This is a genomic window from Streptomyces sp. R41 (assembly GCF_041053055.1).
GTDB lineage: Bacteria > Actinomycetota > Actinomycetes > Streptomycetales > Streptomycetaceae > Streptomyces.
Genome location: NZ_CP163443.1, coordinates 7,173,951 through 7,192,027 on the forward strand (window position 1 = coordinate 7,173,951; position 18,077 = coordinate 7,192,027).

At 71.4% G+C, this 18,077-nt stretch carries 14 protein-coding genes; 5 read left to right on the forward strand and 9 right to left on the reverse strand.

The genetic code is table 11. The annotated features are described in order from the left end of the window. The first annotated feature begins 51 nt into the window (after positions 1 to 51). A complete protein-coding gene (locus AB5J53_RS32845) occupies positions 52 to 375 on the forward strand; it encodes an STAS domain-containing protein (protein ID WP_189189161.1) in 324 nt (107 codons plus the stop codon). A gap of 271 nt (positions 376 to 646) precedes the next feature. After that, positions 647 to 3,190, forward strand: a complete 2,544-nt coding sequence (locus AB5J53_RS32850; RefSeq protein ID WP_369249230.1) for an ATP-binding protein — start codon at positions 647 to 649, stop codon at positions 3,188 to 3,190. A gap of 68 nt (positions 3,191 to 3,258) precedes the next feature. On the opposite strand, the gene nucS is transcribed toward AB5J53_RS32850, so the two are convergent. Then, on the reverse strand, positions 3,259 to 3,930 hold the full coding sequence (gene nucS, locus AB5J53_RS32855) for an endonuclease NucS (RefSeq protein WP_369249231.1): 672 nt from the start codon (positions 3,928 to 3,930) through the stop codon (positions 3,259 to 3,261). Between the two features lie 357 nt (positions 3,931 to 4,287). Between nucS and AB5J53_RS32860 the strand changes: the two genes are divergently transcribed. Further along, positions 4,288 to 4,680 carry an SCO5389 family protein gene (locus AB5J53_RS32860; protein WP_165340641.1) on the forward strand — a complete coding sequence of 131 codons (393 nt, stop codon included), beginning with the start codon at positions 4,288 to 4,290 and terminating at the stop codon, positions 4,678 to 4,680. A 145-nt stretch (positions 4,681 to 4,825) separates the two neighbouring features. Here the strand turns inward: AB5J53_RS32860 and AB5J53_RS32865 are convergent, their stop codons facing one another. After that, a complete protein-coding gene (locus AB5J53_RS32865; RefSeq protein ID WP_369249232.1) occupies positions 4,826 to 5,854 on the reverse strand; it encodes an LLM class flavin-dependent oxidoreductase in 1,029 nt (342 codons plus the stop codon). Positions 5,855 to 6,075: 221 nt separating this feature from the next. Here AB5J53_RS32865 and AB5J53_RS32870 point away from each other — a divergent pair, with 221 nt between their 5' ends. Beyond that, positions 6,076 to 6,408 carry an ATP/GTP-binding protein gene (locus AB5J53_RS32870; protein WP_369249233.1) on the forward strand — a complete coding sequence of 111 codons (333 nt, stop codon included), beginning with the start codon at positions 6,076 to 6,078 and terminating at the stop codon, positions 6,406 to 6,408. Between the two features lie 48 nt (positions 6,409 to 6,456). Here the strand turns inward: AB5J53_RS32870 and AB5J53_RS32875 are convergent, their stop codons facing one another. From AB5J53_RS32875 to AB5J53_RS32885, 3 genes are all read right to left on the reverse strand, one after another. Beyond that, entirely contained in the window at positions 6,457 to 7,302 is an 846-nt protein-coding gene (locus AB5J53_RS32875; RefSeq protein ID WP_369249234.1) for an ABC transporter permease, read from the reverse strand. After that, complete coding sequence (locus tag AB5J53_RS32880; protein WP_369249235.1) at positions 7,299 to 8,582, reverse strand: ABC transporter ATP-binding protein; 1,284 nt, start codon at positions 8,580 to 8,582, stop codon at positions 7,299 to 7,301. Before AB5J53_RS32880 ends, AB5J53_RS32875 begins: the two co-directional genes overlap by 4 nt. Positions 8,583 to 8,784: 202 nt before the next feature. Then, positions 8,785 to 9,675 carry a hypothetical protein gene (locus tag AB5J53_RS32885; protein ID WP_369249236.1) on the reverse strand — a complete coding sequence of 297 codons (891 nt, stop codon included), beginning with the start codon at positions 9,673 to 9,675 and terminating at the stop codon, positions 8,785 to 8,787. A 332-nt stretch (positions 9,676 to 10,007) separates the two neighbouring features. On the opposite strand from AB5J53_RS32885, the gene AB5J53_RS32890 reads away from it, so the two are divergent. Continuing rightward, positions 10,008 to 10,994: a hypothetical protein gene (locus AB5J53_RS32890; protein WP_369249237.1), complete on the forward strand. Its 987-nt coding sequence runs from the start codon at positions 10,008 to 10,010 to the stop codon at positions 10,992 to 10,994. 68 nt (positions 10,995 to 11,062) lie between these two features. Here AB5J53_RS32890 and AB5J53_RS32895 read toward each other — a convergent pair whose 3' ends face one another. The 4 genes from AB5J53_RS32895 to scy all read right to left on the reverse strand — a co-directional run bounded on the left by AB5J53_RS32895 (position 11,063) and on the right by scy (position 17,985). Next, positions 11,063 to 11,833, reverse strand: a complete 771-nt coding sequence (locus tag AB5J53_RS32895; protein ID WP_369249238.1) for an ABC transporter permease — start codon at positions 11,831 to 11,833, stop codon at positions 11,063 to 11,065. 2 nt (positions 11,834 to 11,835) lie between these two features. After that, on the reverse strand, positions 11,836 to 12,804 hold the full coding sequence (locus AB5J53_RS32900) for an ABC transporter ATP-binding protein (RefSeq protein WP_369249239.1): 969 nt from the start codon (positions 12,802 to 12,804) through the stop codon (positions 11,836 to 11,838). A 213-nt stretch (positions 12,805 to 13,017) separates the two neighbouring features. After that, positions 13,018 to 13,953: a cellulose-binding protein gene (locus tag AB5J53_RS32905; RefSeq protein ID WP_369249240.1), complete on the reverse strand. Its 936-nt coding sequence runs from the start codon at positions 13,951 to 13,953 to the stop codon at positions 13,018 to 13,020. 183 nt (positions 13,954 to 14,136) lie between these two features. After that, on the reverse strand, positions 14,137 to 17,985 hold the full coding sequence (gene scy / locus AB5J53_RS32910; protein ID WP_369249241.1) for a polarized growth protein Scy: 3,849 nt from the start codon (positions 17,983 to 17,985) through the stop codon (positions 14,137 to 14,139). Between the last annotated feature and the right edge of the window lie 92 nt (positions 17,986 to 18,077).

The following is an 18,077-nucleotide window of genomic DNA, read 5'->3' on the forward strand; positions in this document are numbered from 1 at the left end:
GAACGCGAACAGACACACGCGGAGTACGAGACGCACTCTCGGGGAGCGCATATGTACATCAGGGGCGACCACGCCGAGCTGGTCGTCGGGGGCCGCCTCGACGTACGCAGCGCGGCGGACGCCCGTACGGTCCTGCACTCGGCCGTCGACGACGGAGTCGGCGACCTGGTGCTGGACCTGTCCGAGCTGGACTCCTGGGACGCCACCGGCCTCGGTGTCATCATGGGGGCCCACCGACGGGCCGGGCGGTGCGGCCGACGGCTCGTGCTGCGCGGCGTACCACCACAGATGCAACGCCTGCTGGTCGCCACCCGGCTGCACCGGATCCTGGCGATCGAGGGCGGCATCGGGGTGGACTCCCTGCCCCGGGTCTGAGCTGCCGGGGGCGTGTCACCACCCCGGGAGTGAGTCCTCGTACACGCGTCCTGACCGGCGTACGAAACGCACCACGCGCACAATCCTCACGAAGCTGTGACGTCTCGGACGGCGCGGTACCCCGGCTGTTCGTAGATACTGTGCGAAGGTTTAGGGTTCGGCTGCCCGCCACCCGAAACCCTACGAGCGGGCACCGGACCAGAAGCGACAGCGCGGTGTGCAGCAAGGCCGGGAGGGGCTCGGCACACGACGCTTTTGGGGGGCTTGGAACATGGACCCGAACAACCGGGGACCCGAAGAGTACGGCCATGACGACGACGGCCAGGCGCCTCGCTCGCGCCCGCCGCGCGACCCGCTCACAGCTGACCTGGGTCAGCACTCGCCCGCGCTCGCCCGCACGGTTCAGCTCGTCTCGGGCGACTTCCTGCTCACCGTCAACCCCGTCGACGGCAGCGAGATCGAGAACTGCCCGCCGCACGAGCGGCCGCGGCCGCCGGCGAAGTTCAGGGCCGCCGAGCGCGTCGAGCTGGCCCGCGCGGCGCAGCCGCCCGTCCCGCCGGGACCGGCGCAGCCCCGGCTGCCGCTCCTGGAGCGCCAGGAGGAGCGCGAGCGGCTCGTACGCCTCCTCGCGCGCGGGCGCTCGGTGCGCCTCACCGGACCCTCCGGCTCGGGCCGCACCAGCCTGCTCGACGCGGTCGCCGAGGACTGCGCGGACCTCGCGCCCGACGGCGTCGTACGCCTGTCCGGCTACCGGCGCACGGCGAGCGACCTGCTGCACGACCTGTTCACCGCCGTCTACGACGCACCCCTGCACCGCCCGGAACAGGACGAACTGCTCCGGCTCGTCCACGAGATCGGCGCGGTCGTCGTCCTCGACGACGTGGAGTTCGGCGGCAGCGCGCTCGACGAGCTGCTCGACGCCACCCCCGAGTGCGCCTTCCTGATCAGCGCGACGCCCGACGTCCCCGCGCCGTCCACCGACTCCCTCCTCGAAGAGGTGTTCCTCGGCGGGCTCGACCGCAGCGGCGGCCTCGAACTCCTGGAGCGGGCCGTCGGACGCGTCCTGACCGAGGACGAGTCGAACTGGGCGGGCGACCTCTGGTTCGAGTCCGAGGGTCTTCCCCTGCGCTTCATGCAGGCCGGGGCGCTGCTGCGGCAGCGCGACCAGCTGCGGGCCAGTGAGGGCGCCGTCGACGAGTTCGGCGTCTTCCAGGAAGTGCCGGTCGACGCGCCCTTCGACGCCGAGGACGGCCACGCGGTACCGCTGCCGTCGCTCGCCGAAGGGGCCGCGCCCGCCTCGCTGCTCGCCTCCCGGCTGAGCGACTCGGCCCGCGCCACCTTGCGGTTCGCGGTCGCGCTCGGCGGCGAGGTGCCGCACCAGGCGCATCTGCCCGCGCTCGTGGGCGACACCCACGCCGACGCCGCACTCGCCGAACTGGCGAGCTGCGCGCTGGTCTCCCCGGTCGGTTCCCGCTACCGGCTCGCCGCCGGAGTGCACGCCCAGCTGGAGGCCGCCGGATACGCGGACGGCATCGACGAGCAGGCCCGCGCCGCGGCCCAGCACTACAGCTGGTGGGCCGGGCACCCCTCGGTCACCCCGGAGCGGGTCTGCGCCGAGGCCGACGCGCTGCTCGCCGCGCTCACCGTGCTGGTGCCGCTCACCACGGCCCCGCTCGGCGAAGAGGAGGAGAGCATCGCCGTGCGGCTGGCCCGCACGGCCGCGCCCGCGTTCGCCGCGGGCCTGCACTGGAGCGCCTGGGAGCGCGCGCTGCGCTCCGGCGCCGAGGCCTCCCGGCTCTCCGGCGAGGTCGGCGAACAGGCCTACTTCCACCACGAGTTGGGGATCCTCGCCCTCTGCGGCGGCCAGCTGGACCGGGCGCGCGCCGAGCTGGAGGCCTCCATCGGGCTGCGTGGCGCCCTCGCCGACAAGCGCGGCACCGTCGCCGGCCGCCGCGCCCTCGCGCTGGTCGCCGACCGCTCCGGTGACACACCCGGCCTCGGGTCCACCGCGGGGGAGGAGGTGCCCGACGCGCGGTACGAGGAGTCGGCGTCGCCCCCCGGTGGCGTACCGGCCGCCTTCACGATGGCCGCACCGCCCGACGAGCCCTCCACGCTGGTCACCCACCGGGCCGACCCCGGCCGCCCCGCGCCGAAGCGCTCGGGCGTCGCGGGCCGCTTGGTGAGCGGTACCCGGCGCAACCTGGTGGCCGCGGGCGCGGGGGCGCTCCTCGCCGCCGTACTCGGCACCGTGGTGACGCTCGGCGCGACCTCGGACCACAACAACGACACCCCGTCCGAGAAGGTCGGCGTCAACCCCTCGGCCAGTCAGGGCAGCGACGACGACAGCCTGGGCGCGGACAAGGCGAAGAAGGGCGGCGACTCCGACACCGGGGTCGTGGCGACGCCCACGGATCCGGGTCCCGACGGGACGTACGGGACGTCGGACGATCCGACGCCTTCGGACACGGGCAGCGGTGAGCCGTCCGACAAGCCGAGCGGCACGCACAGCTCGGGTCCGTCGTCGAAGCCGCCTTCCTCGTCGTCCAAGCCGCCGTCGTCGACGTCCAAGCCACCGACCTCGACGTCGAAGCCGCCGACGAGTAAGCCGCCGACCAGCGAGCCGCCGACGAGTGAGCCGCCGACCTCACCCGACCCGACGCCCACCACGTCGACGGAGCCGTCCACATCGGACTCCGCGAGCGGCCCAGCGTCGAGCAGTGCCCCGGCGAGCACCACCGCCAGCGCACCGGAGAGCAGCGCCTCCGCTCCGGCGAGCAGCACCGGCGTCGGGTCGCCGAGCGGCGCGGTGATCTGACCGTACGACGCGAGAGGGGCGGGTCCGATGATGCGGACCCGGCCCTCTCGCTGTCGTCGTACGTACGGTCAGAACAAGCGCAGCTTGTCGTCCTCGATCCCCCGCAGCGCGTTGTAGTCCAGGACCGCGCAGCCGATGCCGCGGTCGGTGGCGAGGACGCGGGCCTGCGGCTTGATCTCCTGGGCGGCGAAGATGCCGCGGACCGGCGCGAGGTGCGGGTCGCGGTTCAACAGCTCCAGATAGCGCGTGAGTTGCTCCACGCCGTCGATCTCGCCGCGCCGCTTGATCTCCACCGCGACGGTCTGCCCGTCGGCGTCCCGGCACAGGATGTCGACCGGGCCGATGGCCGTCATGTACTCGCGGCGGATGAGCGAGTAGCCCTCGCCGAGCGTCTCGATGCGGTCCGCGAGGAGCTCCTGAAGGTGTGCTTCCACGCCGTCCTTGATCAGGCCGGGGTCCACGCCCAATTCGTGCGAGGAATCGTGGAGGATCTCCTCCATCGTGATGATGAGCTTCTCGCCCGCCTTGTTGATGACGGTCCAGACGCCCTCGTCGTCGCCGGAACCCTCCTTCAGCGTGCAGGGCGGCGACATCCAGTTGAGGGGCTTGTAGGCCCGGTCGTCCGCGTGGATCGAGACGCTGCCGTCCGCCTTCACGAGGATGAGACGGGGGGCCGACGGGAGATGGGCGGTGAGCCGGCCCGCGTAGTCCACGGAACAGCGGGCAATGACGAGACGCATGGTCGGCAACGCTACTCGACGGGCAGTGGTGCACGCGATTCTCCCACCCGTCTCACACCACCACCCTCAACCGAGAACCTTCGGTTCGCCCCTTTTATCCCGTCGCCTCCCCGCCACCACCCTCAACCGAGGGCCCTCCGGTCCCGCCCCTTTCTTCCTGGAAGAAGCCTGTTCGGTCGTGGCTGATTGTGTGCCTACTGGGAGTTCGCTATGTGCGCATTCTCCTGGTGCCGTCACCGTCCGTTGCTTACCGTATAAACGGGAGGTCGCGATGCGTGTACTCAGCGTGTTCGATATCGCGAATTCCCTATCCCTGTCCGGCAACCCCCGAGGTCTGGGGGTGCGAGAGGAGTACCCATGTCGCTCGACGTCTCACCGGCCCTACTCGAACAGGCCGAGCGAGGCGAGGTCGACGAAGCTGAATTCGTCGACTGCGTCCGGACCTCCCTGCCCTACGCATGGGAGATGATCAGCTCCCTGGTGGCCCAGCTGAAGGTGGACGGCGGCAACTTCGCCGACAACCAGACGCCTCCGCCGGACGAGCAGGCACGTGGCCAGCTGCTGCGTGCGCTCGCGAGTGACGCGATACGCGGCGCGCTTCAGCGGCACTTCGGAGTGCGGCTGGCCTTCCAGAACTGCCACCGGGTGGCGGTGTTCCCGCTGGACGCCTCAGTGGACGACACGCTGGCACGCTTCACCTCGGTCCGCAGTCAGCTGCTGAACCAGTCCCCGGAGTTCCGGGACTGCTGACGCGGTGATGCCGCTTTGCTTGCCGCTCCGTACGCGGGAGGTGCATTTGTACTGGGGCGGCAAGCTCCCCGCGCGCCCGGCCCGTGGAAGGGGCTGGACGGCCTGTCGGCCGGGCTGCAGGGCCCGTCGGGCCGACGGCGTCCGATCACCTGAGGCGCGGCAGCACCTCGGCTCCGAGACGTCGTACGTTCTCCTCCGTCGCCGCCAGGTCACCCGAGCCCTCGACGAGCAGGGCGAAGCGTGAGATGCCGGTCCGCTCCGAGGTCGCCGCGAGCCGGTCGGCGCACAGCCGGGGGGTCCCCACCGGGTGCAGTCCGCAGAGGAGTTCGGTGTACGCCAGTGGGTCCCGCATCGAGCGGGCGCGGCCGTCGACCGTCACATGGGCGTCCAGCCCCTGCTTCAGCCAGCCCGGCATCGCCTTGAGGAGCGTCTCGACGGCCTCGGTACGGCGGTCGGCGATCTGGCAGACGCCGGCGGACACATGGGCCGCCGCGAAGATCTCGTCCGCCGGGTGTCCGGCCGCGCGCGCGTACTGCCGCCACAGCGCGACCATTTCGGCCTTCTCCTCGTCCCCGACATGCATCCCGAGGAGCATCGGCAGCCCGCGCTCTGCCGCGAGCCGTACGCTCGCCGGTGAAGTGCAGGCGACGACGACCTCGGGCCCCGGGGCGCCGCTCAGCGCCTCCGACGGCCGGGGGACGACCGGGACTTCACGGAAGCCGAACCGCTCCGAGGTGCCTTGCACGGACGGCTCGCGCAGCCAGCGCAGCAGCAGATCGAGTGATTCCGGGAACCCCTTCTCGTACGCCTCCAGTCCTGAACCGAAGACCTCGAGGTCGACCCAGGGGCCGCCGCGCCCGACGCCCAGCGAGAACCGTCCGCCGGACGTCAGATGCAGCAGCGCGGCCTGCTCACCGAGCGCCACGGGGTGGACGGTGGGCAGCACGCTGACGGCCGTGCCGACCCGGATGCGGCTGGTGCGGCCGAGCAGGAACGCGGCGAACGTGACGGCCGACGGGCACGTGCCGTACGGCACGAAGTGGTGCTCGGCCAGCCATACCGAGTCGAGTCCAGCCTCCTCGGCGACCTCGGCGGACCGCACCGCCCGGTGGAGGGTCTCCCCCTGGCCCTGTCCCGGGAACTGGGCCGCCAGTACAAAACTTCCTACGTGCATCGCACTTCCTGCTTCCTCGGCTCCGACACGGAGCTCCCCCACCGGGCATAACCGCATGACACGTGCCGAAGTCACGGCCTGGCGGAGAGATTTGCGGATTGTCTGCGAATTGGGCCGTCCGGTGGGGGATCTGTGCGGGTTGGTGGAGTACGCGTACCCCGGTGCGCGCCGCGTAGGCTGGACATGGCCCCTGCTCCCTGTATAGCTCCGTGAGGTGTCCTGTGTCCCCGCGTCGCAACCGTCCGAAGGCCGCCGGCTCGTCCGGTCAGAGTGCGGACGAGGACCGCTCGGGCCGTTACGGCGGCTGGCAGTCCACGGAGAGCTGGCAGGGCGAGGAGTGGAGCGTGCGCCATGTGGCGGGCGCGAGCGCCGAGGGCAAGACCTACCGCTGCCCCGGCTGCGACCAGATGATCCCCTCAGGTGTCCCGCACGTGGTGGCCTGGCCGGAGCACTCGGGCGTCGACGAGCGGCGCCACTGGCACAAGGCCTGCTGGAACGCGAAGGACCGCCGCACCTCGCAGGTGCAGCGGTCCCGTAACGCGCCCAGGTTCTAGGCGGTCAACGCGCCCAGGTTCCGGGCGACTTCGGAAATCGGGGCAGGGTCAGACGTCCCTGCGCTCCAGCAGCACGAAGGCGCCGACGATCGCCGCCGCCGTCACCCCGGCGAGCAGACCGAGCTGCGCGCCGCCGTGACCGCTCTCGGTGTCCAGCCGGAAGATCCTGGCGAGGGCGTTGGGAGCGTTGTACTCCTGCATCTTCTCGCCGATGGTGCGCATGCTGTCGGACATCATCAGGAACGCGGGCATGATCGCGGGCACCAGCACGACACCGAGCATCGTGGTGATGGCGCCGGCCGAGTGGCGCAGCATCGAGCCCACCGCGAGCGCGAGGACACCGAGCAGCGAGACGTACAGCGCGCCCATGACCACCGTGCCGCCCCACGAGACGTTCGAGGAGCCGCCGTGCATGCCCGAGGTCATCAGGCCGACCAGGCCGATCGCGAAGGCCGACACGACGAACGCCACCGCGAAGAAGATGATCAGCTTCGCGGCGAGCACCCGGTGCCGCTGCGGCGAGGCCGTGAACGTCGTACGGATCATGCCCGTTCCGTACTCCGAGGAGACCACCAGGACGCCCAGCGTGATCAGGCAGATCTGCCCCAGCATCAGGCCGAAGAAGGCCGGAATCGTGTACGGGACGTCGGTGAAGTCGGCGTTCGTGGTCTGCGCGGCGACCAGGAAGCCGATGCCGATCACCAGGAGCAGGAAGGTGCCGAGCGTCCACATCGTGGAGCGCACCGACTTGATCTTCGTCCACTCGGAGGTGAGCGCGTGACCGAGGTGGGTGCGGGTGATCGGGATCGGCGAGGTGTACGAACTGCCGGGCGCCGCCTGCCAGTTGGGGGCAGCGACGGCCTGCTGCGGCATCGGGGGCTGGGGCGTGCTCATCGGGCGTCCTCGGGCTTGGTCAGGTCGGGGGCGGCGGGTGCGGCGGCGGGCGCCGCGGGCGGCTGCGCCGGGGCCTGGGGCGCGGCCTGGGCGTACGGATTGGCGTCCGCGGCACCAGGAGCGGCCGGGGCGGCCGGAGCCCCGTACGGGCCCGGCTGACCCGCACCAGGGGCGCCCGGAGCACCCGGGGCGCCGGGAGCACCGTACGGGCCCGGCTGTCCCTGCGGCATCGCGAACGGCTGCCCGCCCTGCTGGGGCGGCGGCGGTGCGTACCAGCCCGGCTGGCCCTGACCCGCCACCGGCATCTGCGGCGGCGGGATGGCGCCCGGCGGCAGCTCCTGCTGGAGCCCGGCCTTCTGGTCGATGGTCGAGCGGTAGTCGACGGCGCCCTGCGTCATCCGCATGTACGCCTCCTCCAGCGAGGCCTGGTGCGGCGACAGTTCCCACAGGCGTACGTCGGCGGAGTGCGCGAGGTCGCTGATGCGAGGCAGCGGCAGGCCGGTGACGCGCAGCGCGCCGTCCTGCTCGGGCAGCACCTGGCCGCCCGCCTCGGTCAGCGCGGCGGTGAGCTTCTCGCGCTGCTGCGGCTCGGTGTCCGGGGTGCGGACCCGGGCGAAGTCGGCCGAGTTGTGCGAGATGAAGTCCTTGATGTTCATGTCGGCGAGCAGCTGGCCGCGGCCGATCACGATCAGGTGGTCGGCGGTCAGCGCCATCTCGCTCATCAGGTGCGAGGAGACGAAGACCGTACGGCCCTCCGCCGCGAGGGACTTCATCAGATTGCGCACCCAGAGGATGCCCTCGGGGTCGAGACCGTTGACCGGCTCGTCGAAGAGCAGCACCTGCGGGTCGCCGAGCAGCGCGGCGGCGATGCCGAGCCGCTGCCCCATGCCGAGCGAGAAGCCCTTGGAGCGCTTCTTGGCCACGTCCTGGAGCCCGACGACACCGAGCACCTCGTCCACGCGGCGGGCCGGGATGCCCGACAGCTGGGCGAGGCACAGCAGGTGGTTGCGGGCGTGCCGGCAACCGTGCACGGCCTTGGCGTCGAGGAGCGCGCCGACCTGGCGGGGCGCGTTCGGCAGCTTGCGGTACGGGAAGCCGCCGATCGTCACCTGCCCCGAGGTGGGGTTGTCCAGGCCGAGGATCATCCGCATCGTCGTCGACTTGCCGGAGCCGTTGGGCCCCAGGAAGCCGGTGACGGCGCCCGGCCGCACCTGGAAGGAAAGGTTGTACACGGCCGTCTTGGCGCCGTAGCGCTTCGTCAGGCCGACTGCCTCGATCATGCTCCGCACCCATCGAAAGGTTCAGGACGTCGGGGCGCACGCCCCCGTAAGGGTTAGGAGGATATCGGGGCGCTGACGGTTCCACTCAAGAGAAAGTAAAACCGCGCAGGTCACCTGGGAAAAGATCGAGTAAGGGACCTTTCTGCGGACCGCTGCATTTGTCAGGTACCCGTCGCGCCTGGTCAGGCCGGAAACGGAAGTCTCACACCCGGTACGGCAACGAGTCGTCCAGCGGCGGCAGGTCGTCGTACAGCCGCAGCTCCGCCGATTCGTCGACGTACGGCAGGAAGTCGGTCTGGGGCAGCACCCAGCCTTCCTCGCCGAAGATCCGCGTGCCCCGCTCGCGCAGCGACCGGTCGCCCCCGGCGCGCCGCACCCAGGTGGCCGGATCGGGGCCGAGCAGGTCGCGCAGCCGCGCGGAGTCGGCGAGCAGCGAGGCGAGCAGCTCGGACTGGTCGCCGCCCCCGGGGCGGGGCTGTCCCGTGACCGGGTCGGCCAGCACGCCGTGCGCGCTGAAGTAGATGTAGGCGGCGCCGAGCCGCTCCCCGGACGGCATGGTCATCGCGAACGTGTCGCCCGGGAGTATCGCCCGCCGGTAGTCCGGGAACTCGGTGTCGTCGACCGCCTTCAACTGCGTCGAGTCCAGCCAGGTCACCACGAGCGTGGTCTCGGCGCCCCGGGCGACGTACGGCGTGCCGGCCACGTAGCCCGCAGGGCTGATGTGCCCCGAGCAGCCGACCCCGATGCCCTGCACGCGCACCGGCACCATCGGCACCGTCGCCGGGATGCCGAGCCGGGTCAGCTTGTGGGCGACCTGCCCGGGAGAGGCGTTCGAGCCGACCGCGATGACCGGGTGACGGCGCCCGGTGCCGACCTGGCCGAGATCGGCGAGCGCTTCGTCGAGCCGCTGTTGCGCCTCCTGCTCCTCCACGTACCACTCGCCGAGCCTGAGCGGCCGTACGTCGAGCTGGAGCAGCTCGCCGCCGGTCAGCAGGGAGGGCTCGGTGGTGGGACGGCCGGGATAGGTGAGCGGCTTCTTGGCGGGCACGTCGTCCAGGCCCAGTGCCTCAAGGCTTCGGTCCTTCGTCGTCACGGTGACGCCCTTCGGGGGGTGGTCGCGCGATACGGGCTGGGGGTGTCCTGTGGATCAGGCCGGATCAGGGAGCGGGGTCTGGTGCGTGCAGCTGCAAGGCGCAGGAGGGCGACGACGCGGAGCGTCGGCAACCGACGACAACGCCGCAGATGTGCGCACCAGACCCCGCGAGCCCGGCATGGTCCACAAGACACCCCCTGAGCCTTCCACGCGAGATGTACCCGGGGCGGGGCCTGGTCTCCCCGTCTGGACGGGGTTGGCCGGAACGGACACCGGGAATCATGCCGTCCCATTGTACGAGTGGGAGCGAAGTCGGTTACGGGGGTGGCGAGTTGGGTTTACTGAGTCAGCCGGGGCGGCGCCGGGCGCATCCGCGCTTCCGTACGTCCGTTCGCTGGTGGATCGCCGGACGCACCGTCCACGCCCTGCTCCTCATGACACTCGGCGCGCTGGCCGGACTCTCGCTGGTCATCGCGACCGCCTGGACGCTGACCGAGCACTCGCCGCGGTCGATGGCCGAGCGGTTCTCGAACGAGGAGCGGCTCTTCGACCTCAGCCTCACCGTGCTGCGCGCCTGTGTCGGCACGGACAACCTCGAACCCGAACCGGACAGCACCGCGCACCAGCTGCTCGCCACCCTCGCCTCGGTCACCGGCTCGCTGGTGCCCGCGGTGCTCCTCGGCATCGTCCTGATCAAGATGTTCGCGCTGCGGCCCTTCGTCTGGCGGCAGCGGGCCAGCATCTCGCAGGCCTGGACCGCGGACTTCCCGGGCTACTCCCGGCTGCACGCGAGCAGCGAGGACGCGATCATCGCCGTCCGCTTCTACAACCGCTTCGACAATCTGTCGGTCGTGGACCTGCGCGCCCGCGCCCATCTGCGCTACCTGGAACGCTCCCCGCACGACGGCAGCCTCGTCATCTACAAGCAGTGGCTGAAGGTCCTGGACGCGAAGGGCGAGCCGGCCGACGAGCGGTCCTGGCTCGCGGTCGAGCGCGGGGCACCGTTCACCGTGTGGATTCCGGTCGAGGCACCGGTGGCCGAGCTGCCGTTCCGCCGAATCCAGGGCAAGGACCTGTCCGGGTCGTACGGCGTGAAGCTGCTCGTGCGGCTGACGGCGCGCACCGTGGGTCTCGGCACCGAGGTCGCCGACGAGCGCTGGTTCGACCTGGAGGCCGGCGACTTCGAACTGGGCCGTTTCGTGCCGCTCCAGCCGGACCTGGACAAGGACGTGTGGCGCTGGGAGGGCTGGACGGACTTCGACGGGCTGATCCACCGGCCGCCGCCCGACGAGGGTCAGGTCACGCGCCCGGGTGCCTGAGTCGGGTCACGCACCCAGGCTCCTGAGTCAGGTCACTCGCCTGGGCTCCTGGAGCATCGCACGGAGTCTCAAGCGTCGCGTTTCTTGAGCAGCGCATACCCCCCGAGGAGCGCCGCGATCACCCACAGCACCATGATCGCGAGGCCGCCCCAGGGCCCGTACGGAGTGTCGTCGCCGATCGGGGTCACGACCCGCATGATCTTGCTGCCGGCCTGGTCGGGCAGATAGCGGCCGACCTTCTTCGTCGCGGAGACGGCGCCCAGGATGTTGGAGATCAGGAAGAAGAACGGCATCAGGATGCCCAGCGAGAGCATCGGACTGCGCAGCATCGCCGCGACGCCCATCGAGAAGACGGCGATGAGCGTCATATAGAGCCCGCCGCCGATCACCGCGCGCAGCACACCCGGGTCGCCGATGGACGCCCTGTGCGCGCCGAGCACCGCCTGGCCCAGGAAGAAGGCGACAAAGCTGGTGATCATGCCGACGGCGAGAGCGAGGCCCGTCGCCACCGCGATCTTGCTGAACAGGAACGTGCCGCGCTGCGGGACCGCGGCGAGCGAGGTGCGGATCATGCCGGTGCTGTACTCGTTGCCCACGACCAGCACTCCGAACACGATCAACGCGAGCTGACCGAGCGTCATGCCCGCGAAGCTGATGAACGTCGGGTCGAAGGAGAGCCGCTCCCGCACGGGCATCCTGTCGAACTCGTTCTTCGACAGCAGCGAGATCAGGATGCCGAGGGCGATCGTGACGACCGCGGCGAGACTGAGCGTCCAGACGGTGGACGCGACGGACCGGATCTTGGTCCACTCCGACTTGAGAACCTGGGTGGCCGCCATGGTCAGCCCCTCTTCCATTCGCCGCCCCATTGCGGGGCCGGCCGCGGGGTCAGTGTGTGCGGCGTGTCGGCATGCGCGTGGTACTCCACCGACTCCGCGGTCAGCTGCATGAACGCCTCCTCCAGGGAGGCCTGTTGGGGGCTGAGCTCGTGCAGCACGATCTGGTGCTGCGCGGCCAGCTCACCGATGTGCTCCGGTTTGCCGCCGTCCACCTCGAGCGTGCCGCTGCCCGTCTCGACGACGGTGATCCCGGCGCCGTGCAGCACGTCGAGGAGCCGCTCGCGCTGGGGGGAGCGGATACGGATGTACGACCGCGAGTTCTGCTGGATGAAGTCGGCCATGGAGGTGTCGGCGAGGAGTCTGCCCTGGCCGATGACGACGAGGTGGTCGGCGGTCAGCGCCATCTCGCTCATGAGATGGGAGGAGACGAAGACCGTACGGCCCTGAGCCGCGAGAGACTTCATCAGATTACGGATCCAGTGGATGCCCTCGGGGTCGAGCCCGTTGACCGGCTCGTCGAACATCAGGATCCGCGGGTCGCCGAGCAGCGCGCCCGCGATGCCGAGCCGCTGGCCCATGCCGAGCGAGAAGCCCTTGGCCTTCTTCCTCGCCACCGGGGTGAGCCCCACCGTGTCGAGAACCTCGTGGACGCGTGCCTTGGGAATGCCGTTGCTCTGGGCGAGGCAGAGGAGGTGATTGAAGGCGCTGCGGCCGCCGTGCATGCCCTTGGCGTCCAGCAGGGCGCCGATGTATTTGAGCGGGTCCCTGAGGTGGTCGTAGTGCTGACCGTCGATCCGTACGTCGCCCGCGGTGGGGTGGTCGAGCCCGAGCACCATCCGCATCGTCGTGGACTTTCCGGCGCCGTTGGGGCCGAGGAAGCCGGTCACGATGCCGGGTCTGACGGCGAAGGTGAGGTTGTTCACCGCCACTTTCTCGCCGTACCGCTTGGTCAGCCCCTCGAGCTCAATCATGCGGCCACGCTAAGTCGGGCCCTGGGGCCGTGCCACTTGAGCGGGGAGGGGGAGCCCGCTTGTTCGCCGTGGCCGGCTGCCGCGCCGGCGTGGCTTGTCGCGCCCACGCGGCGGAGCCGCATGATGTCACAGCCCCGCGCCCTACGGGACACGGCAAAGGCCCGCACCCCGGCGGAGGGTGCGGGCCTCGGTTGTCGCTAACCGGTCGGGCGGTTACCGGGACTGCTGGGCCGGAACCCCGCGGGAGATCGGCTCGTCCTCGGCCGGCGTGCCGGCGGCGGCCACCGCGGCGCCCGTGAGCGTCGCGAGCATCTCGCGGACGTTCGTGAGCTGGGCGTTGATCGAGTCGCGGCGGTTGGTGAGTGCCGCGAGCTCGCGCTCGGATTCCGAACGGATGCGGTCGGCCTTGGCGTTCGCGTCGGCCACGATGTCCTCGGCCTGGCGCTGAGCCGTCTCGACCGTCTGGCGGGCGCGGCGCTCGGCGTCCGTGCGCAGCTTCTCGGCCTCCAGGCGGAGCTGCTCCGCGCGGTGCTCGATCTCCGCGAGGCGCTTCTCGGCCTTGGCCTGACGCGAGGCCAGGTCGCGCTCCGACTGCTCGCGGCGCTTGGCGAGGTTCGTCTCGAAGTCGGCGGCGGCCTGCGCGGCCTTGGCGCGGGTCTCCTCGAAGAGGGCGTCCGCCTCCTCGCGCTTGGACTGTGCGTCCTTCTGCGCCTCGGTACGCAGCTGAGAGGCGTCGCTCTTGGCCTTCTCGACGATCCGGACGCCCTCGTCCTCCGCCTTGGCCTTGCGCTCCGCAGCGAACGATTCTGCGTCGTTGCGCACCTGCTGGGCCGCCGACTCGGCGAGCTCACGGTGCTGCTCGGCCGCGCGACGGGCCTCCTCGCGCAGGTCCTTCGCCTCCTCCTCGGCGAGGCGGAGGATCTTCTCGACGCGCGCGCCGAGACCCGCGTACGACGGCTCTGCGTCGCTGACCTGGGCCTGGGCGTTCTGCGTCTCGAGGTGGAGCTCCTCGATGCGCTTTTCCAGAGCAGTGATACGGGCCAGAGCGCTGTCACGGTCGGAGACGAGCTTCGAGATGCGTTCGTCCACCTGAGCGCGGTCGTATCCACGCCGCACAAGCTCGAAGCCGTAGGGGGAAGTGTCGCTCATGGGGTTCCTGTCGAATGAGACCGGTGAGGTGATAGGGGGAATCCTAGGGGTCAAAGCGGTGTGTCATCGAGCGGATACGTGTTTGATCTGGAGAATGACACTCCTTTTGGGTGGCTAACTGTCGGAGGGCTTGCCAGATCCTGTGCCAAAGGTCCCCGCAAAGCATGGAATCGGTGCTTCTGGCTAGCCCTCGGACGACTTGCCACCCGAACGAGTTGCGCCCGCGGCGGCGCCCGCTTTGACCCCACCGTCCTTGTTGCCGGACGGGGCCTCAAAGGACTCCAACGCCTCCAGGACGTCCTGGACACGGGAGATCTCCGCATTGATGTCCTCGCGGCGGCGCACCAGGATCTCCAGGTCGCGCTTGCCCTCCTCGACCGCGGCCTTCGCCTCCTGGATCGCCTCGGACCTGATCTTCTCGGCCTCGGTGACGAGCGAGTTCTTCTTCTGCTCGGCCTCCTTGAGGAGACCCTCCGCCTTCTTGACCGCGGCGATACGCACCTTGCTCGCCTCGGAGTTGGCCTCCGACACCAGGTCCCTGGCCTTCGCCTCGGCCTCGGCCAGCTGGTCCTCGGCCGCCTTCACGAGCACGTCGCAGCGCTCGCCGGCCGTCTTCATCGCCTCGGCGGACTCGCGGCGGGCCCGCTCGTGCAGCTCCTCGATCTCCGTGGTGATGCGGTCGCGCAGCTCCTCCGCGCGCTCCCTTATCGCCGTCGCGTCCCGGCGCGCGCCGACCAGCAGCTCGTCCGCGTCCGTACGGGCCCGCTCCACCAGGGAGTTGCCCTCCACGGTCGCCTCGGAGACCAGCCGCTCGGCCTCGTTGCGCGCCGCGCCGACCATGGTGTCGGCCTGCGACTCGGCCTCCGCCGTCGTCTTCTGCGCGCCCTGCTGCGCCTCGGAGAGCAGCTTGTCCGCCTCGGACGCGGTCTCCGAGATGAGGGTGTCGACCTGCTCGGCTGCCTCGGAGCGTCGCTTGTTGGCCTCCTGGCGCGCCTCGTCCAGGGTGCGCTCGGCCTCTTCGCGCGCCGACGACGTGAGCCGCTCGGCCTCCGCCGCCGCCTCGGCCTTGACGCGCTCCGCCTCGGTGCGGACGCGCTCGGCGTGCTGCTGCGCGGAACCGACCGTCTCGGCGGCCTCGGCCCGCAGCCGCTCCGCGTCGCCGGTCGCGTCCGAGATGAGCTGCTCGGCCTTGGCCACGGATTCGGCCCGTACGCGCTCGGCCTCGGCGGCGGTCTCGTTCGCGAGCCGCTCGGCCTCCGACGCCGCCTCGGTGATGAGGGTGTCCGCCTGCGTGGCCGCGTCCGAACGGATCCGGTTGGCGTCGTCCCGGGCATCCGCGCGGGTCCGCGAAGCGTCCTGCTCGGCGTTCGCGATGGCGTCGGACGCCTCGGTGCGGACGCGCTGGGCGTGCTCGGCGGCGTCCGAGCGCAGTCGCTCGGACTCGGCGATGGCCTCCGAAACCGTGCGCTCCGCGAGCGACTTGGCGGCCTCCGTCTCCTGGGCCGCCTCCCGCCGGATGCGCGCCGCGTCCTCGGACGCCCGCTCCCGCTCCGCGTACGCGTCGGCGCGGACCCGGTCCGCCTCCTCCTGCGCCTCGGTCCGCGTACGGTCCGCCACGTGTTCGGCGGCGCTGCGCAGACCCGCGATCTCCTCCTGGGCCTGCTCGTGCAGCCCGGCCACGGAGTCGCGCACCTGCTGCGCGGTCTGCTCGGCGTTGGAGACCATCTCGGTCGCCCGCCGGTCCGCCTCCTCGACCAGGCGTACGGCCTCCGCCTGCGCCTCTTCGACACGGTTGCGGGCGGAAGCCAGCAGCTCCTCGCTCTGCTCGCGGGCCCGCTCGCGCTCCTGGTCGGCCTCCTGGCGCGCGGAGCCGAGGAGTTCCTCGGCCTCGCGGCGGCGCCGGGCGGCCTCCTCCTGCGCGGCGGCCAGCGTCTCGGCGCCCTCGGTCGCCAGCCGCTCGGCCGCGGCCTGCGCCTCCGCCCGTACGCGATCGGCGCTGTCCTGGGCCTCCGACTTCAGCCGCTCGGCCTCCGCCGCGGCCTCCGAACGCAGCCGTACGGCGATGGCCTCGCCCTCGGCGCGTGAGGTGGACGCGTCCGCCGCCGCTTCGTTGCGCAGCCGCTCGGCCTCGGCCTCGGCCTGCGCCTGGAGCGTACGGATCCGCTCGGCGGCCTCCGTGCGCAGTCTGTCCGTCTCCTCGGCGGCCTCACGGCGGATCCGCTCGGCCTCCGCGCGCGCGTCCGTCAACGCCTGCTCGGCGGAGGTGAGACGCTCCTCGGCCTCCGTGTGGCGCCGGGTCAGCTCTTCGGCGGCCTCGGCCTGGCGAGCCGCTATGGCGCGCTCGGTCTCCTCGCGCAGCAGCCCGGCGGCGCGCTCGGCCTCCGCCTTGATCGCCTCGGACTGCTCGACCGCCTCCGCCCGATGCCGCTCGGCCTCGGCGCGGGTGCGCTCCAGGGTCTCCTCGGCCTGCCGGCGCAGCGTCGTGGCGCGCTCGATGGCCTCGGTGCGGACCTTCTCGCTGTCCGTCGTGGCCGCCGTACGCAACTCGTCCGCGTCGGCCTTCGCCTTGGAGAGCAGCTCCTCGGCGGTCTTGGCCGCCTCCTCGATCTGCTGGACGGCCTCGCGGCGGGCCTCGGCGCGGATGCGCTCGCCCTCGGAGACCGCGTCGGCGCGCAGCTGCTCGGCCTCGCCGCGCAGACGGCGCGCCTCCTCCTGCAGCTCGACCGTCTTGGCGCGGTACTCCTTGGTGTCGTCCTTCGCCGTGCCCTTGAGCTGCTCGGCGATGTCGTGCGCCTCGGCGCGCAGCCGGTCGGCCTCGGCCTCCGCCTCGGTGCGGATCCGCTCGGCCTCCTCGGCGGCGGCCTTGGTGGTCGTCTTGGCTTCCTCGGACGCCTTGTTGAGCACGTCCTCGGCGGTACGGGCCGCCTTGGCGAGCTGGGACGCGGTCTCCTCGGCGGTGAGACTGCGGGCGTTCTCCTCGGCCTCCGCGACGATCTTCTCGGCCTTGGCCTGAGCCTCCGCGACAACCTGTTCGGCCTCGGACTTGGTGGTCTCGGCCTCCTTGGTGGCCTCGCTGACCAGCCGGGCGACCTGCTCCTTCGCGGTCCGCGTGCGCTGCTCGTTCGCCGACTCCGCGCTGGAGAGCGTCTTGGCCGCGGCCTCCTTCGCCTCGGCGACGACCTTGTCGGCCTCGGCCCGCGCCTCGCGCAGCGCCGCCTCCGCCTCGGTCATGCGCTGCTCGGCGGCCCGGCTCAGCTCGGTGGCCTGGCGGCGGGCGGTGTCCGACTCGGTCGCCGTGGAGCTGCGCAGCTGCTCGGCGTGGTCGGTGGCTTCCTGGGCCTGCGTGGAGGCTGCGTTCAGCAGCCGCTCGGCGTCCGTGCGGGCCCGGCGCAGCAGCTGTTCGGCCTCCGCGCGGGCCCTCTCGGCGTCGGTGGTGAGCCGCTGCCGCGCCTCGGCGGCGATCCGCTCGGCCTCCGCGCGGGCTGCGGCCAGCGCCTGGTCGGCCTCGGCGCGCGACTCCTCCAGAAGACGACGGGCCTGCGACTCGGTACGGGCGCGCAGCTGCTCCGCCCACGCCACGTTCTCGTTGACATGCGACTCGACGGTCTGCCGACGCTCGGCCAGCTCCTGGTCGAGCTGCTGGCGCCGCGTGACCGCTTCCTGGTGCAGCTCCGCCTGAAGGCGCGCGGCCTGCTCGGCGTGCTCCTGGAGGATGCGCTGCGTCTGCGAGCGGGCCTGGCTCAGCTCACGCTCGGCGTCCGCGCGCAGCTGGTCGGCCTGGATCTGGGCATTGCGGAGCAGCTGCTCGGCCTGGTACCCGATGTCGCCGCCGTCGTAGGCAGGACGGGTCGCCAGACTGCGCCGCGCCTCGTGCAGCTTGGCGCGCAGCACCTCGACCTGATAGCCGAGGTCCTCGGCGTGCTGGACGGCCTTCTCCCGCTCGGTCTTCAGCCGCTCCATCTCGGCCTCGAACCGAGAGAGGTGGTCGACGTCAGCCGCCGGCTCTCGCTCCTGGCGTTCGTAGCCCCGCACTGCGCGGTCCCATCCGTCCCCTGGTCGCAAGTCTCTCCAAACGAGCTCCGTCCATCCGCCGAACGGGGCCCCCGGGGAATGGTGTCAGATCA

Coding starts and splice junctions, on each gene's coding strand:
- AB5J53_RS32845 (WP_189189161.1), top strand. CDS start 52: ATGTACATCAGGGGCGACCACGCCGAGCTGGTCGTCGGGGGCCGCCTC.
- AB5J53_RS32850 (WP_369249230.1), top strand. CDS start 647: ATGGACCCGAACAACCGGGGACCCGAAGAGTACGGCCATGACGACGAC.
- nucS (WP_369249231.1), bottom strand. CDS start 3,930: ATGCGTCTCGTCATTGCCCGCTGTTCCGTGGACTACGCGGGCCGGCTC.
- AB5J53_RS32860 (WP_165340641.1), top strand. CDS start 4,288: ATGTCGCTCGACGTCTCACCGGCCCTACTCGAACAGGCCGAGCGAGGC.
- AB5J53_RS32865 (WP_369249232.1), bottom strand. CDS start 5,854: ATGCACGTAGGAAGTTTTGTACTGGCGGCCCAGTTCCCGGGACAGGGC.
- AB5J53_RS32875 (WP_369249234.1), bottom strand. CDS start 7,302: ATGAGCACGCCCCAGCCCCCGATGCCGCAGCAGGCCGTCGCTGCCCCC.
- AB5J53_RS32880 (WP_369249235.1), bottom strand. CDS start 8,582: ATGATCGAGGCAGTCGGCCTGACGAAGCGCTACGGCGCCAAGACGGCC.
- AB5J53_RS32895 (WP_369249238.1), bottom strand. CDS start 11,833: ATGGCGGCCACCCAGGTTCTCAAGTCGGAGTGGACCAAGATCCGGTCC.
- AB5J53_RS32900 (WP_369249239.1), bottom strand. CDS start 12,804: ATGATTGAGCTCGAGGGGCTGACCAAGCGGTACGGCGAGAAAGTGGCG.
- AB5J53_RS32905 (WP_369249240.1), bottom strand. CDS start 13,953: ATGAGCGACACTTCCCCCTACGGCTTCGAGCTTGTGCGGCGTGGATAC.